The 16,508-nt window shown below is 67.2% G+C and carries 10 protein-coding genes and 2 pseudogenes; 2 read left to right on the top strand and 10 right to left on the bottom strand.

The window, feature by feature from the left end; translation table 11 throughout:
* Positions 1–218: 218 nt before the first annotated feature.
* The 8 genes and pseudogenes from ACQEXA_RS05760 to ACQEXA_RS05725 form a co-directional block, all read right to left on the bottom strand.
* On the bottom strand, positions 219–629 hold the full coding sequence (locus tag ACQEXA_RS05760) for a cysteine hydrolase family protein (protein ID WP_432939885.1): 411 nt from the start codon (positions 627–629) through the stop codon (positions 219–221).
* Positions 630–870: 241 nt separating this feature from the next.
* The gene (locus tag ACQEXA_RS05755) at positions 871–2,133 is read right to left on the bottom strand and encodes an IS4 family transposase (protein WP_433134458.1); all 1,263 of its coding nucleotides are present in this window, start codon (positions 2,131–2,133) and stop codon (positions 871–873) included.
* 43 nt (positions 2,134–2,176) lie between these two features.
* A complete protein-coding gene (locus ACQEXA_RS05750) occupies positions 2,177–2,347 on the bottom strand; it encodes a hypothetical protein (RefSeq protein WP_433128871.1) in 171 nt (56 codons plus the stop codon).
* 816 nt (positions 2,348–3,163) lie between these two features.
* Positions 3,164–4,033 carry an SDR family NAD(P)-dependent oxidoreductase gene (locus tag ACQEXA_RS05745; RefSeq protein ID WP_433128869.1) on the bottom strand — a complete coding sequence of 290 codons (870 nt, stop codon included), beginning with the start codon at positions 4,031–4,033 and terminating at the stop codon, positions 3,164–3,166.
* A 675-nt stretch (positions 4,034–4,708) separates the two neighbouring features.
* Entirely contained in the window at positions 4,709–6,955 is a 2,247-nt protein-coding gene (locus ACQEXA_RS05740) for an FUSC family protein (protein WP_432936552.1), read from the bottom strand.
* A 715-nt stretch (positions 6,956–7,670) separates the two neighbouring features.
* Positions 7,671–9,221: an aldehyde dehydrogenase family protein gene (locus tag ACQEXA_RS05735; RefSeq protein ID WP_432936554.1), complete on the bottom strand. Its 1,551-nt coding sequence runs from the start codon at positions 9,219–9,221 to the stop codon at positions 7,671–7,673.
* Between the two features lie 877 nt (positions 9,222–10,098).
* Positions 10,099–11,019, bottom strand: coding sequence for an NADP-dependent oxidoreductase (locus ACQEXA_RS05730; protein ID WP_432936556.1), 921 nt, complete (start codon positions 11,017–11,019; stop codon positions 10,099–10,101).
* 230 nt (positions 11,020–11,249) lie between these two features.
* Positions 11,250–11,480, bottom strand: a pseudogene (locus ACQEXA_RS05725) (carboxymuconolactone decarboxylase family protein); the annotation flags it as partial.
* A 288-nt stretch (positions 11,481–11,768) separates the two neighbouring features.
* Between ACQEXA_RS05725 and ACQEXA_RS05720 the strand changes: the two are divergent.
* Positions 11,769–12,658, top strand: a pseudogene (locus ACQEXA_RS05720) (SDR family NAD(P)-dependent oxidoreductase).
* Positions 12,659–12,756: 98 nt separating this feature from the next.
* Positions 12,757–13,305, top strand: a complete 549-nt coding sequence (locus tag ACQEXA_RS05715) for a hypothetical protein (RefSeq protein ID WP_432936558.1) — start codon at positions 12,757–12,759, stop codon at positions 13,303–13,305.
* Positions 13,306–14,363: 1,058 nt separating this feature from the next.
* Here the strand turns inward: ACQEXA_RS05715 and ACQEXA_RS05710 are convergent.
* Positions 14,364–14,972, bottom strand: coding sequence for a hypothetical protein (locus tag ACQEXA_RS05710; protein WP_432936560.1), 609 nt, complete (start codon positions 14,970–14,972; stop codon positions 14,364–14,366).
* Between the two features lie 453 nt (positions 14,973–15,425).
* A complete protein-coding gene (locus tag ACQEXA_RS05705) occupies positions 15,426–16,406 on the bottom strand; it encodes an aldo/keto reductase (protein ID WP_432936562.1) in 981 nt (326 codons plus the stop codon).
* Positions 16,407–16,508: the final 102 nt, after the last annotated feature.

The following is a 16,508-nucleotide window of genomic DNA, read 5'->3' as shown; positions in this document are numbered from 1 at the left end:
CACGATCGACTACGCGGAACCCTGTGGCCACCGTCGAGTCTTGCAAACCGTCCCGGATGGTAGGGGCGAAAACGCAACAGGCTTGCGGGGGCCAGTGTCCCAAGGAGATAGGTGTCCACCAAACCGGAGCAAGATTAATCAGGTGAGCGGCCTCCGGCGTTGCGCGTCGCCAAGAGGAAGTCGTCAACGGTGAGTGTGGCGTGGGAGATCAGCGGATATCACAAGATCATCGCGTCGTAGGCCAGCCGCCCCCCGGCGGCCGCGGTCGCGTCGGTGAACGTGGTCACGTGATAGCCGTGTTCCATGCAACTGCGGGCAGTCGACTCGACGCACATCGTGCCGACCATTCCCGCGATGGCGATGTACTCGACGCCGTGCTGGCGCAACTGGACCTCGAGATCCGTGTTGGCCAGGACGTCGATGTTCTTGTGCGGGGCGATCACGATCTCACCGTCAACGGGGGAGAGCTCGGGGTGGAAGTCCGCTCCCCAACTCCCGGCCTCGAACAGGCGGTTGTCGAACATTTCGTGATGGATGCCGGAGATGTGCTTCCAGGAGGTGTAATCCTCCTCGGTGTACGACATGGGGGCGAAGAATACCGGGAACTCCTGCTCGCGTGCGCCGGTCAGGAGGCAATGCCACGTAGCGTAAGTTGATCATGCTGTGAGAGTGAGTGCTCGGGCGTTGACGAGGTGGATTGTGGGCGGCGCCGGATGGCGGGTGCCGGTGTCGGCAGGACGCTTGACGCGGTAGCTGTTGTGCCGGGCGCGCTTGACGACACGGGGGTAACTGCGATGGCGGCGGCGGGGGTTGAGGTTCTTCTTGCGGGTGATGTCGGCGCGGACCCTGGCCAGGACGGCGTCCAGGTCCTCAGGGGGAAATAGCCGCCGGGTCGGCGACGCGGCGGCGGACGATGCGCAGGGTGCGGGTGAATTTGACCCGGTCGGGGTCGATGTCGGCCTCGGTGGCGGCCCGGCAGATCAGGGCGGAGATCGCGTAGTGGGTGAGCAGGTAGCCGTACAGCTCCTGCCGGACGAGGTCCGGGCTCTTGGAACGCAGGATGCGGCCTGGGCCGCGTAGGGCGGTCTTCAGGTCATCGTTGGACTGCTCGTGCTCCCAGCGCTGGTGGTACGCGTGAGCGAGCAGGGGGGCGGGGGCGTTCGTGTGGTCGGTGATCGTGGTGATCAGGCAGATCAGCTCCCGCTCGGCGTCGGTGCCGCGGTCGGGGACCTCGTACTCGACCACGCGCACCACTCGGGCGGCTGCGGGATCGACCTCCCGCCCGGCGCGGGCGTCTTCCAGCAGTCGGCCCCGCGCCGCCGTGTTGAGGCGGGGGGAGTAGACCAGGGAGAGGTAGGAGCCGTCGGGCAGGTCCGCGACCAGCGGGAGGGTGAGCGTGTCGCCGACGCGCCAGAGCAGGTCCGCGCCGGTCCCGGCGGCAGCGCACCACTGCTCGAAGCCGAAAAAGCCCCGGTCGGCCAGCAGCAGCATGTCCTCTTCCAGGCGCTCGAACAGATGGAAGGCCAGGGTCTGCTCGCCGGCGCGCTTGCCGGCGATCGGCCCGATCGCTGCCCCGATCGGGGCGCGGGAGCCGGTCTCGACCAGGGTGAGCACCCGCGCCTTGGGGAAGGCGGAGGGATTGGCGGCGGTCCCGGAGCGGCCGAACGCCTCGGCGTTGGATTCGGTGTCGGGCAGGTCCCACTCCATGCCGTCGATGGAGACCAGGCGGCGGGGCCCGAGCCAGGCCCCGCGGGTGAGCTGCTCCGCGACCGGCTCGGTGATGCGGTCGAAGATCTCCGCGAGCGGTTCGGAGCCCAGGCGCTTGCGGGCCTGGGTGATCGCGCTGGTCGTGGGCACCTCCCAGGCCCGGTCCCAGCAGCCCCACCGCTCCAGCGGCTCCGAAAGACGGGTGATGGCCTCTTCGTAGTCGTCGTCCGCGAACAGCGCCAACGCCATCACCAGGTACACCACCACATGCGGCGGGAGCTTCCCGTCCGACCGTCTGGCCTGCCGTCCGAACGCCCGCACCGCGTCGTCGATCACATCACGCGGGACCGAACCCGCCAGCAGCCCGATCGAGATCCACTCGGGCAACCGCCCGCCTGCACCCCCACCCTGACTCACGATCAGCAACCTACCGCCCCAGCCGAAGGGCGACCCCACGCCCTTGATCAACTTACGCTACGTGGCATTGGGTCAGGAGGCGCTTGAGGTTCTCGAACGTACTGATGCGCTCGAATTCCTCCTTGTAGGCCGGGTAGGCTTTCCCTTTCTCGGAGAAGACATCGTTGACGGTGTCGATGAGGAGCAGGCCGATTCGTCCGGGCTCATAGGAGACGGTAGTCATTGGTCCTCCCTGGCGCGGTATTTCTATGAGCCTATGTTTGTCTCTCTTCACGCGCGCGAGGACGGGTCGCCGGAGCGGGGGAGGCATGGCCGCTGACCATTGAGTACTCAACTTCTGGCGTCTCTTTCTCGACCTGCTCGCGGGCCACCACCGACACGACCCGCTCTTTTTGACGGGATGCGGGCGCACTCTGCGCCGCGGCTTTCAGCAGTCAGCGACTGAGGTAAACAGCTTCGCTGCTTGCGGCGATGAGCTCGCGGGCGGTGGAGGAGTCCTTGACGGCTTCGTAGGCGAGGACGACGCCCTTGCGTACGAAGCCGATGAGGTGCAGGCCACCCGCTTATGGCCGGCATCTCCAGGCCCTGGCAGGTGATAGGGCGAGTGCCGCGGCAGCCTCGAACCGCACTTGCTCCCGCTGAGCCCTCTGCTTCGCGGTCAGACCGCCCCCATCGGGATACCGCATGACACCGGGATACACCCACCAGCGAGATCACCGTCACCCTTGGCCGAAAACCTCCCTATGAAACCGGGACTCGGTGTCATTCCGGGCTTGGAGATGCCCTCTGTGCGTGCCAGCTCCGTCAGCCGCCGGGGGTCGCTCGCAGCCGAGGCGGCCCAACGCGGACGAGACCGCCGTCGTCAGACCCCCGGCCATGCTGACCTGATGCACGTACCGGACAGCTGCCCTGCCGGAGCGCGGGTGCTGGACGCCGGGTGCGGTACCGCACGGGGCGTGATGCGGCTTACGAGCCGGCGTGCGACTGTGTCGGGGTGGATCATGTCCGCCTCCGCGACTCCAAAACCAACGCGATGAGGCTACTTCGCGAGCATGCCACCGTCGACGATGATCTCCGAGCCGGACATGTACGAGGACTCGTCGGAAGCCAAGAAGAGCACAGGGCGGGAGACCTCAACGGACTCCGCCATGCGGCCCATGGGAACGAGAGAGGCGATCATTTCCTTCTGCTCCTCGTTGATCTGGGTGGCCATCATCTCGGTCATCACCCCACCGGGATGAACGGAGTTCACCCGGATGCCCTGGCCCGCGTACTCCACGGCGGCGGCCTTGGTCATGCCTCGTACCGCCGCCTTTGACGCGGCGTACGCGATGTTGGGCGTGCCCGGCGCGTGAGCGAAACCAGCCACGGAGGAAATGTTCACGATCGATCCTCCGCCCGCCTCGATCATGCCTGGAATCACTGCTCGCATGCCGTAGAAGATGCCGTGCTCGTCGACGGCCACGGTGCGCAGATAGTCCTCGATGCTGATGTCGGCGGTGAACGCATTCGGGCCGGCGATACCGGCGTTGTTGACCAGTACGGTGATCGGGCCGAACGCCTCCTTACCGCGCGCCACGACGGACTCCCACGATGCGGGGTCGCTGACGTCGTGCTGGAGGTACAACACCTCGTCGCGAAATTCACGGGTCAGTTCGCCGCCGCCGTCAACGCGGATGTCGGTTGCAATTACCTTCGCCCCCTCCTCGGCGAACAGCCGGGCATGCGCGGCGCCCATGCCGGCGGCCGTACCGGTGATCAAAGCGACCTTCCCTACGAGACGTTTCATTTGCAAATTCTCCTTCTGGCGATCATTGAGATCAGGCTTCTTCGAGAGGCGTAGTGCTTCTGTGGTGCCCGGGGACGGTGGGCGGCGCCGGCGGGTGGTCGTCCGGCCGGCCTCGGTCATGTCGCGGGAGACCTGTCGGCGGGCATCGGCCAGGCGGTGGGTGCCTTGGGCTCGGCGTGGGCGAGGAGCCGGTCATGCATCGCGTTCAACCGACAGACGCCCCGTGCGGCCGCTCACGGAGAAGCCCGGAGTTGCGGTCACCTCGTATCCGGAACCAGTTCCGGTTGGACTTTATCCGGAACTAGTTCCGGATACAAGAGCGACGGGAAGAGAGCCGGTCGCCGCACCCGGTTCGACCTGTCGACGGCGAGCACGATCCGCCTGCCGGCAGCCCGCGGCAGGTGCAGCCTGGCCAAGCGCGACGCAGGCGAGCGGCTCGAGCCGGCTACGGTCGAGGGCGGCGTGCAGCGCGCCATGTCCTTGCCGGTGCTCGAGAGTCGGCGAGAGCTCGACCGGGGGCCTCGCCGGGCTGTCTGCCCACAGGACCGCGTCCGTGAGCTCGAAGAGCGCGTCCGCGCGGGCGTAGAGACACGCGTAGAACTCGACCCGGAAGCGGGACGACAACACTCCACGCCTACGACGGACATCGGCGGGGAAACGCATCTCGGCGGCCGTCCTCCATGCTCCGTGACTCGACGTCTCGGGGCGTGGAGGACGGCCGCGTCACGTACTTACGGGTGTAGTGCCACGCATGCCGTGCTCGTTCCGGCGCCGATTGGCGACGTGGCAACTGCCTCAGGAAGCCGCGCCACGCCGCGCGTGCGCAGGGGTACCAGGCCGCTTCGCGGAACGCTGGTGGCGGCCCGGTCCGACGTCGTGCGGCCGACCGACGGGATGGGAGGCCATGCCGTCCAGCAGGCCGTGCAGTCGTAGCAGGAGGGGCGTGGCGGGGTGGTCGTCGCGGCTCTCCGGCAGCGCCTTCCGGGCCGCGACCAGGTGGTGATGTGTCTCCGCGAACCACGTACCCTCCGCACTTCTCTTCGCGAGGCCATCGGTGGCATCCGCCAGCGAGCGTGCCGCGGCGGCGAGGTCGACTGCGTCTGCATGGTCGGGCATGTGGCGGTTGGGCTGTGCCAGGGCACGACTCAGACGTGCCGCTAGGGCGGAGAGCGTCAGCTGGTGCCGCAGGTGACGGGCGTAGTCGCTTCGTATTGCCCCGTGGGTCCGGGGAGTTGCCAGGAGGGCGAGGGCCCGTAGCCGCAGGTCGACGGTGCGGGTGGCGGTTTCGAGTTCGTTCCCGGTATCGCTGCCGTCCATGTGGCCTGCGACGGTTCGCAGTAGGTTGCCGACAGAGGTCAGGAAGCTCTCCCGTACGTGGCCTACGGCGTCTCGGGAGCTGGTCGGGAGTACGAGCAGAGCGACCAGCGCGGCGATCAACGCTCCCAGCACCGTCTCTTCCAGGCGTGTGACAAGAAATGTCCAGGAGAACAGGTGCAGTGCGCTGTAGAGCTGGCAGACCATGAGGGTGACGAAGAAGATCAAGTAGGTGTGGTTCAGCGGTGCCAGGTAGAAGCCGGTGGCCATGCACAGGACCACTACTGCCAGCTCGGTGGTGATGTGCCCCGTTGTCAGGCGGCCGAGGAAGAATCCGACGACTGTGCCGGTGAGGGTGCCGGCCACGCGATGGGTCACTTTGGTGGCTGACTCGGAGCGGGTGGCGGTTCCGGTGAAGGCGATGAATACGGAGATGGTGGCCCAGTAGTAGCGGGGCTCCGCGAGCGCGCGTCCCAGTACGACAGCGATGGCGCCGGCTACGGCCACCTGGATGGCCTGCCGGGTGCTCGCCCGGGCATTGCGCAGGGGATTCCATGCTCCACCACGGGCGGGGACGGCGTGGGCGAAGGCCGGGGATCCCGGCAGGTTGCCCATGGCGATGGGGATGACGGGGCGGAACGGCGTCGCGCGGTCGTCGGGCGCCGCCGGCAATGCGCCGGCTTCGACTCGTGCGATGTACTCCCTCGCGGACATGGCCAGCGTGCGCGCCGCTGTGACACCGGCGTCGACGTCCGGACTCCCGGCCGCAGGGTCGGCGGCCGAGGAGACGAGGAGGGCGTCCGCGAACTTTGCAGCGGCAGTGTGCTCTCCGCTGCTCAATGCGCGCGCGAGCTGCACGGCGGTCTGCCTGGACTGCTCCGTGACGGTGGCCTGGGAGAGTGTGTCGGCGGCATCGCTCATCGTCTCCACAGCCGCCTGAAGGCCGAGCAGCTGACGGCGCAACGCGGCCGGGGCCCGGTCCGGTGGCAAGGTTTCCGGCTCCGCCGACCATGCTTCGATCAGCAAAGCGATCTCGGCGAGGTGGAGCTGCTGGGTGTGCAAACGGCTGCGTATACGGGCCCGCTCTTTCGGGGTGCGGGTGCTGAGGATACGGGTGCAACTACCTGCCATGGTCCGGGTGCGGGCGGCGAAGGAGAGCTCCGCCGTGCGCAGGGCCCAGCGGGGGGTGCCGCGTAGCAAGGTGAGCGTGAGGGCCAGCACCCAGAAGGTGGACAGGGCCGCAGCGACTAGCAGCCTGGGCAGTGTGCCGGGGCTCGGGCGCAGCAGCACGGCGAAGAAGTAGCCGAGCCATCCCATGGCGCCGTAGTGGAAGAAGGCGCCGCCGAAGCGACGCACATAGACCGCGGCGGACATCATCGCCACGAACACGACGAGCATGACGGACGTGTCACGTGTGGCGAAGGTCCCGACGGCCAATCCGGCCCACGCAGAGACGGGAAAGAACGCTGCGGTGACCACTCGCGCGCGGACCGCGGTCGCCGTGAGGGCCACGGCCGCCAGCATGCCGACGAAGGAGCCGATCAGCATGGTGGCGACCCGGTCCGTGCCGGTGATGCCGGCGACGCGTACGAATCCGTATTCGAGAGCGATGGATCCGGCGATTGCCGCTGCGCTGGAAACCGCGGCCCGTAGCCGGGTGAGACCGGGATCGGAGGCGACGACGCCGTCTCGAATCCGCCTGCCGAAATAGGACCGATGGTTCACCATGCCTGCTCCTTGCCTGCGCTGCCTCTTCGGGAACAGCGCTCCGAGAGCCCGCCGCCGAGCGGATGGGCTTGAAGAGGCGACCCTCCGCCGGCCACGGCACATCCTGGGCCGCATCGCGGGCGACGGTGAGTCCCTGTTCCGATGTGTTGGTGCCGGGCTTGATCCGCAGCCTGCGGCCGGTCGCGGCGCCGGGCCGGGCCCGTTCTGCCGGCGACAGTCCGACGTTCGGCTTGGTGAGCCTCGGGTCCTCGCGCAGGTGGAGCCGTGGTGGCTGCCGGGCGCCGGACAGCGGGTAGCGCGCGGCGACTTCCAGCTGCCTGACCTGGCGCGTCACGTGGGGTTGGCCTACTCCCAGTCGGTCGGCGAGTTCGCCCACCCTGAGCGGCCCGGCCTGCTCCGCCAGGACCCTCAGCGGAGCGAGCCCCGGCGGGCCGATTGACATTCCGGCCGCCGCTGCCATTCGTGCATGGGCGCGAGGCCTAGTGAGGTTGTGGGCCAGGGTGTCCAGCACTCCTTGCAGTTCGGCGACGCCCTCGGTTCTGCGTATGTGCCGTGTCGGACCTGGTGCAGTCCCACAATTCCGGAAGGGCCCGGTGGAACGGCTGGTCTTGCCGGGCAACCGTTCCACCAGGGTTCAACACCCCGTTTCCGGCACCAGACCGAACCGGGGGCGACCTGCGTCCTCAGCCGGGAAGGCCAAGGCGACGGCCGCTGATCAGAGGCGTATCGAGACCGTCTTCATGTCGATGAACTCCATGACGCCGGCGCGACCTTCCACCTTGCCGTAGCCGCTCGACTTGCGGCCGCCGAAGGGCATACCGTCGCCCGCCGGCGCGAAGGCACCGTTGATTCCGATCACACCGGCGTTGATCTGCGACGCGACCCGGTGTGCGCGCGACAGGTCCTGCGTGAAGACGTAGCCCGCCAGTCCATATTCGGAGTCGTTGGCGTATGCGATCGCATCGTCCTCGTCTTCGAAGCGGGTCATGGCCAGAACCGGTCCGAACGCCTCCGTCTGCGCGAGTTCCGAGCTGTTGTCCACGTCTGCGACAAGCGTGGGGCCGATGAAGAACCCCTCGCTCAGGTCTCCACCGAGCCGGGTACCGCCGGTCAGCACGTTCGCGGAGTCCCGGGCTCGGTCGACGAGACCAAGGATCCGGTCACACGCGACGTTGTTGACGACGGGACCCATGGTGGTGTCCGGATCGAACGGGTCGCCGATCTTCACCGACTGCAGTTGCTTCGTCAGGCGCTCGGCGACCTCGTCATACACGTGGGAATGAACCAGGAACCGGGAGCCCATGGTGCACGCCTGACCCGAGATCATGGTCACGCTCATCGCGGCCTCGACCACGCGGTCGATGTCGGCGTCATCGAAGACGAGCCGTGCCGACTTGCCTCCGAGTTCGAACAAGCAAGGGGTCAGCCGAGGGGCCGCAGAGGCAGCGATCTTCCGCGCCACGGGGGCACTGCCGACGAAAGCGATCTTGTCGATTCCCGGGTGCGAGACAAGCGCCTCGCCCGCCTCGTTCGAGCCGGGAACGACGTTCATCACGCCCGCCGGAATGCCCGCCTCGAGGCACAGCTCGGCAAACCGAAGAGGGCCGAAGGGGCCGAGCTCCGAGGGCTTTGCAACGACGGTGCAGCCGGCGGCCATCGCCGAGGCGACAACGGTCGCCAGCGACGGAACAGATCCGTTCCACGTGGTGATCACACCAACAACGCCCACCGGCTCCGGGGAGGAGTACTTGAAGTGATCATTGTCGCTGAACGGGAGCGTATCGCCGTAAATCCGCTCGGCCCAGCCCGCCGCATCCTCCGTGACGTTGACCGCGAAGTCGACCAGCCAGGGCGTCAGCGTGACGGTGTTACCCGATTCGAGCGTCATGATCGTGCGCAGCTCGTCCTCGTGCTCGCGCAGCAGGTCGGCCAGCTTGACCAGAACCCGGCGCCGGGCGGCCGGTGTCCACCGACGCCACTCCGGAAGCGCCGCGCGCGCGACCTCGACCGCACGGTCGATCTCCTGCGGCCCGGCCATCGCCACCGAGCGCTGAACCCGACCGGTAGTGGGATTCACGTGCTCGAAGACGCCGCCGGTGGACTTCTCGACGCGCTCGTCTCCGATGATCAGCCGCGTCGGTAGAACGGATACACGCTCATGCTCTTTGTTCATCTTGAGGTTCTCCCTTGATGGCCCCTCACTGTGTGAGGAACTCCAAGTTGGAAGCGGTTGCCTCAGTTCCGACGGGGGTGAGGAGCCGGTCATGCACGTTCAACCGACAGACGCCCCTGAGTGCGGCCGCTCGCGGAGAAGCCCGGAGCCGCAGTTACCTCGTATCCGGAACTGGTTCCGGTTGAACCTTAAGCGGAACCAGTTCCGGTTGCAAGGGTGGCGGGAAGTGAGCGGGATTGGCCGACGACAAGGGCGACGTAGCCTGCGAGCACAGTGCGCTGAGAGCCGACGCGCAACGCAACGGGGATTGGCTGCTCAAGATCGCGCCAGCCGCCTTCGCCCGCGAGGGAGTCAACGCCTCGGTGAGGGAGTCAACGCCTCGGTCAAGAGGCGGTGTAGAGAGCGTCATGTCCTTGCTTATGCTCGACGGCCGGTGAGAGCTCGACCGGGGGTTGTCACCGGACCGTCTTCGCACGGGGCCGCGTCGGTGGCCTTGATGAACGCGTCCGCGCGGGCGTAGGCACACGTATACATGGCGCGGCTCGCCGACTGGCGCCCCTTCCACCACCGCGCGCGACGAGCGCGGGCCGGGGTCTGGCCGTCGTTCGCTGGCTTCTCCGGCCGAGGTTCCGGATGCGATCGCAGCTGAAGGTTCCCTCGCACTCGTATGCGGACCAGTGATCCAGCCTCCCGAGTGGTCCGATCCCGCCGTCAGGCAAGAGGTGCCCGCACCGTTGGCCTTCCCAGGTCGGTCCGCTGTCGCCGGAGGCGAGTGTCAGCGCGGTGCCCTCGAACTCCCCCACCAGCAGGGCCGGGTGAGGAGAAGCCGGGTGTCTTCGGAGCCCAGCAGGGTCATCCAGCCACCGACGGCGGAGAGCAGGTAACGCCGAAAAAAGAGGGTGGTGAGGTGTGAACGGCCCCAGTGGCAGGGGCCTGTCCACCTCGCCCTGCTCGACGACGGCCGGCCCGCTCAGGGCTTCAGCACGATCTTGCCCCGGGTGTGTTGCCGCTCCAGTTCGCGGTAGGCATCACGCACGTCGTCCAGCGGGTAGACCTGGGCGATCGGGACCTCCAACTTGCCGTGGTCGATCAGTGTGGCGAGCTCCCTGAGCACGTCGGTGCTGGCCGCTGCCGCGCTGCCCTCCGTCTTGACCCCATGCTTCTGCGCACCGGCGAAATCGATGATCGTGTCGATCCGCTCGGGTCGCGCTCCGAGATCGAGCGCGAGCTCGATGTACCCGTCGCCGAAGGTGTCGATGAAGGCGTCGACCCTGCCGTCCGACGCCGCCCGGATCCGGTCGGCAACGCCCTCGCCGTACGTGACGGGTATCGCTCCGTGGCCGAGAAGCCACGCGTGGTTCGGCTCGCTCGATAGGGCGATCACCGTGGCCCCGGCCAGTCGTGCGAGTTGCACGACCAGCGACCCGACGCCCCCAGCGGCCCCGGAGACCACCACGGTGTCGCCCGATGCGAGCCCGACGGCACGCACCGCCGCGTACGCCGTCGTCCCGGCCACAAACAGGGAGCCGCCCTGGTCCCACGGGACGCCCTCCGGGCGGTGGATCAACTCGGTTGTCTCGGCGAGTACATACTCGGCGTGGCTGGCCCGGCGGTGGGTGAAGCCAATCACCTCGTCTCCCGGCGCGAAGCCGTCGGCGCCGTCGCCGACCTCCTCGACGATCCCGGCGTAGTCGCTTCCCTGGCCGGAGGGAAAAGTGGCGGGCCACCGGTTGTGCAGGAGTCCTTCGCGGATCTTGGCCTCGCCCGGGCTGATCCCGGCCGCCACCACCCTGACCAGCACCTGGCCGCGGCCAGGTGAGGGACGTTCGACCTCAACGACCTTCAGCACGTCAATTTCGCCGTACTCGGTGAATCGGACTGCTTTGGGCACCTTGTTTTCCTTTCAACGCTGAACGGGGCAACAGGCCGAGCGCCTGCCGCTACTGCTGTTGCTCGGTGGCGCGCTCCTGGAGGACCTCGGCGAGAGGGAGGAAGGCATTGAGCGCGGCAGGGAATCCGGCGAAGACCGTCATCTGGATGATCGTCTCGGTGATTTCCTCCTTTCGTGTTCCCGGCGTTGAGGGCACCGACGATGTGCGGCTTCGGTTGCGGGGCGCCGGTGCGCAGCGCGGTCATCCCGGCGACGGTGAGCAGTTCGCGGGTCTTGACGTCCAGCCCGGGCCGGGAGAGCACATCGCCCAGGCTGAACTCGACGAGCAGGTCGGAGAAGCCCGGAGCGATGGTTTCGAGGGAGTCGAACGGCGCCGTGTTGGCTGAGCCCTGGTGCAGGTTGTTGTAGTAGGCGATTCCGCGTTGGTACCGCTCGCTCTTGCCCTTTGCGTCGTTCGTCATTTCGATGCCCTCGGTCTTGTCGGCCGCGCGCGAGTGGGCGAGGCCGTGGGTGGCGCGTGCGCGCCGCTCACGATAGAACGGTTAATCGACATCTGTCGAATAAGTCTGGCCTGCCGGCTGTGGGGGTGCCCGGCCGGGGTGAGCCTGATGCCCACGTCGGAGGTGAACCGAAGCGAGAGCACGCTTCAGGGGCGGCGAACGCCGACAGGTCAGATGTTCGACAAATGTCGATTATCTGTCTTACTGTAGGCGACCGCTGCGAGGGGCAGCCGACACGAAGGAGTGGCAATGGCCGAGCTCGACTTCCAGGGACAGGTCGCGATCATCACCGGCGCAGGTAGGGGGTTGGGCCGATCCCATGCCGAGCTGCTCGCCGCTCGCGGCGCGAGAGTGGTCGTCAACGACGTTGCCGGAGCAGAGGAGACGGTTGCCGCGATCCGCCGAAGCGGCGGTGACGCGAGCGCCAGCGCCGATGACATCTCCACCCCGGAGGGTGCGGCGTCACTCGTGAAGGCACGGTCGAGGTGTACGGGACCGTCGACATCCTCATCAACAACGCCGCCATCGGACGCTTCACGACGATGGGCGACGTCACCCCCGAGGAGTACGATCTTGTGCGCCGGGTAGGCCTGGACGGCACGTTCTATGTCACCCGCGAGGTGTGGCCGATCATGGTGGCACGCCGGTACGGGCGCGTCATCGTCACCACATCCGGCAACGGCCTGCTCGGCAACCCCGCCTCAGTCAGCTACGCGATCACCAAGGCCGGCGTGTACGGAATGATGCGTGCCATCGCCGTCGACGGCGCGGATCTCGGCATTAAGGCGAACGCGATCAATCCCTTTGCCTCCACGCCCATGGCGGAGTCCTTCGTGAGCGAGGACATGGCGGCGACGATGCGGGTCGCATATCCCACCTCGCTCGTGTCGCCCATCGTCGCGGTGCTGGCCAGCGAGCAGTGCCCAGTGACCGGACGTACCTTCGACGTGGGGGGCGGGCGTGTGGGCACCACATTCCAGGGCACCAACGCCGGATACTACGACCGGGAAATGACGCCCGAGGCACTGCTCGCCAACTGGGCCACCATCGTCGACCACGCCGCATACATCGAATACGACAGCGGCTACGAGGCGATGTCCATGATCCAGACGGCGAAGCAGAACGCCGAGCGTCACTGAACCGCACTCGGCGGGGTGCGTACTCTGAGTGGATGAGTGCTGCCCACCAACGCACAGCCCGTGACGGCGACCCAAGAGTCGTGCGCTCAAGGCGCGCCATGGCAGAAGCGGTCGCCCGTCTGACCTCGAGATCGGTCGCCGTCCCAACGATCTCGGCCATCACCGAAGAGGCCCAGGTACACCGCGCAACGTTCTACAACCACTTCAACTCCGTCGAAGAGGCCGCCGCCTATGCCATCTCCATAGGCTTCGAAGAGTTCCAACTATTCGACTACGGCGACCGTCACCTCGGCGCCGACCCCACCAGCGTCGCACTTCGCACCCTGCGTGCGATCCTGGGTTACCTCGCCACTCACCGGGAGTTGTATCGGCTCGCGTCGTCCTGGCGCTCACCTACCGGGTACATGGGCATCACCGATCTGCTCGTCGAGCAAGTGCACAACTTTCGGGAGCAGTTCGGTGACGAACGCGCAGCTTCGGGCGAAGCGGCCGCGTTGGAGGATCTCTACGTCGGCGCCGGAATGAGTGGGGTCCTGTCGGCCGCGGTCGAAGGCGTTCTGGGGCTCGAACATCCCCGCGTCGCCGAAATCCTGCTGTCGATGCTGCCGGACTGGATGCGCTACCCCTCCGACCGGGAGCTTGGATGACGGGACTTCCCTACGTCCCGCATCACCGTGGCCCTCTCGATCAGTTCTTCTGGAAGTGGCGCAGCCAGGCCGTCACTTGGGTCTCTTCCCTGGCTCGCGCTTGCGACCTGCGATGACGCCGTCAGCGCCTGTCGTCGTCTGTCAACGTTGGTCCGCCTCGGACGGCCCAGAGGCGGCCGGGCCGATCACAGGGGTCTGCCAGCATCGACCAACCGCCCGCGTGCCTCGACCGATCGTTCACAGGGGTCCGGCGTCGACCACTGCTGTTCGTGCCTGTTGGTGTCAGCCGCTGGTGTCAGCCGCCGCACGCGGTCTTGACCAGGGCTGCCCCGCCGCTCTGCAGCACCCTTCTGAATGTTTGACTACTCGGTAGAGGAATTTGGGTCCCGTGTGTCTTGGGCTTGAGTGGTCTGACGAGGGGGAGTGATGGTGGATCTGTTGGGGGATCTGCTAGGCGGGATGCTGGGAGGGCTGGCCCGGGATCGTGTCATCAAGAAGCGGGGGGAGCGGCTGGCCAAGGAAGGAAAGGTCGAGTGCGGCCTCCGCGTCGTGTCTGGCAGCCACCCTCGGGTGTCAGGCCATTGGACGCACAGCACCGCACAGCTGTCACCTGGGCTTATCACAATGGGTGGGATCGTTGTCCGAATCACGGAACTCGACGCCACGGACCCAAGGCGACCCAAGGGCAGGGAAGCCTGGTCAGTGAGCCCTGAGGCAGCCATCGTGCGCGTAGTCGCTTCGACCGGGGCGGTCCTTGAGTGGGCTGCGCTGGCCGGGCGGCTGCCGTGGGCTCTGGCGCAGGTACGCGTGGCGGCCTGCTGACCAGCCCGCCACTGTCCGACCCTCTCCACCACCCTCCCCAGCTCCCATCCTGTCCGCCGCTACGGACCCGCAGTCGGGAACGGCGCCCCCGCCATCCCGGTGCCGGCCGATTCCCCGCCGGAGGCATTGCATTGACCGCGGGCCGCATAAGCTCGTCGAGCGCTATCAGGCTGGGCTGCACCTGGCCTCTCTCGTCCTGTGGCTCCGCGTTCTGCCGTCGTGACGACGGGTCTGGGCTACTTGGGATCAACGATGAAGGCAATGGGCGGGATTCCCTGCGCCACGAGCCGCGACATGAGCTCTACCTCCTGTTGCTGCGTGACGGCGACCCACAGAGCGGTCCCCGTGTCGCTGGCACTGAAGACCAGCTGGCCCTCACGCCAGCCTCCAGCGTGGATCGTGTAAGGCGCCAAGGCCAATAGAACCTCGATCTGTGACAGGGCTGCAGCCGTGGCTGATGCCAACGCGGTCCACCATGGCCGCCACAGGCCCGCGGGAGGCGTGGAACACGCGGGCATCGCAGATCCGGCAGGGCGGCGGCTCGATCTCCCGACGTGCTGGCCGTCACAGTTGCCAGCCTCGGCGGGCGTCTCCTTGCCCTGGGTCTTGCCAGGGATCTTGGCGCGGACCCTCGGTTCCGGATCGGCAAGCAGGCGCTGCTGAGTGGACAGGGGCGGTGGCTGCACCGGGATGCGGAACCAGTCGGGTCCGATGGCCAGAGCATGGCGGACACGTGGATCGGGATCGTCCACGAGCCGGGCGCGTTGATCCTCCGTCACCGTGGCGTTTTCAGCGAACGCTGTCCGCAGCCTGCGGTCGGGATGCGTGACGATGGCGTCGATCACCTCGTCCGGCAGAACCAGAATCCACCGGGCTGTGCAGGAAGGGGGGCCCGGCCCTCATAGAGTCAGCTCAGAGGTGGCAATGGACGTCGAGGTTCGGAGGCGCCGCAGACCGCAGGGCAACAGGCCGTTGGCCCGGGAACGGGAGGCATACTTCCGGCTTGTGGATCAAGGGATGAGACGGTAACGCCATAAATCGACGATCAAGGCTGTGGTCTGGGCGGATGATTTATCGGCACCCGCAGGAGGCCCGGGCGGACGTGCTGTGAGGGGTACGCGCGACGGCTGGCGCGGGCGGGGCCGACGCGCCGACGGCAGCCAGGTGCGCCAACTTTTCCCGGCGGAGCCGAGGCACGCCCCTGGTCCCGGACTCGATGGAAGCCGGCCTACGCCGACGTGATCCTGGCGCGTCGGGTGCGCCAGGACCCCTGCAACCCGGAGCCGGAGTCGCGCCGGTCAGAGGATCCCCACGACTGGGTGCGGAACGTAAGGTGCCTCGAGCTCGGCCACCTCTTCGTCGGTCAGCTTGACGTCCAGCGCCGCCAGCGCGTCCTCGAGGTGGCCGGGGTTGCCTGCCCCCACGATCGGGGCGGAGATCACCGGGTTGCGCAGCAGCCACGCGAGCGCGATCTGCGCCCGGGGGACACCCCGCGCGGCGGCGATCGAGGCGACGTTCTCCACCACGGCCTTGTCGGCGGCCTCGGTGGCGTTGTACAGGTTGTCGCCGACGGCGTCGACCGAGGACCGGTCGGTCACCGTGCCCCAGTTACGGGTCAGGCGCCCACGGGCCAGTGGACTCCACGGGATGACGCCGACACCCTGGTCGGCGCACAGGGGCAGCATCTCGCGCTCCTCTTCGCGGTTCAGCAGGTTGTAATGGTTCTGCATGGACACAAAGCGCGCCCACCCGTTCATCTTCTGCAGGTACAGGGCCTTGCTGAACTGCCAGGCGTACATGGAGGAGGCTCCGATGTAGCGGACCTTGCCGGCCTTCACCACGTCGTGCAGGGCCTCGAGGATTTCCTCCATGGGGACCTTCGGGTCCAGACGGTGGATCTGGTAGAGGTCGATGTAGTCGGTGCCGAGGCGGGTGAGGCTGGCGTCGACCTCGGTGAAGATCGCCTTACGGGACAGTCCGCCGCCGTTCGGTCCGGGGCGCATGGCGCCGTGGACCTTGGTCGCGATGACGATCTCGTCGCGGCGGGCGAAATCCTTCATAGCGCGCCCGAGGATCTCCTCGCTGGAGCCGGTGGAGTAGACATTGGCGGTGTCGAAGAAGTTGATTCCCGCGTCGACGGCCTGCTTGAGGATCGAGCGGCTCTCGTCCTCGGGCATGCTCCATGAGGGGTAGCCACGTTCGGGTTCGCCGAAGGTCATGCAGCCCAGGCAGACGGGGGAGATATCGAGGCCGGTAGTGCCGAGCTTCACATATTCCATGACGTCTTCGTTCTCTCTATGTCATCGGCGACTTGAAGCCGCCGGCATCGTCTTCGCCGGTTTCGAGTCGGCTACTTGGCTAGGGGGACGGCCGGTTGGCAT

The organism is Streptomyces sp. CA-106110 (genome assembly GCF_050936285.1).
Classification (GTDB): domain Bacteria; phylum Actinomycetota; class Actinomycetes; order Streptomycetales; family Streptomycetaceae; genus Streptomyces.
This window is presented reverse-complemented; position numbering and strand designations above follow the sequence as displayed.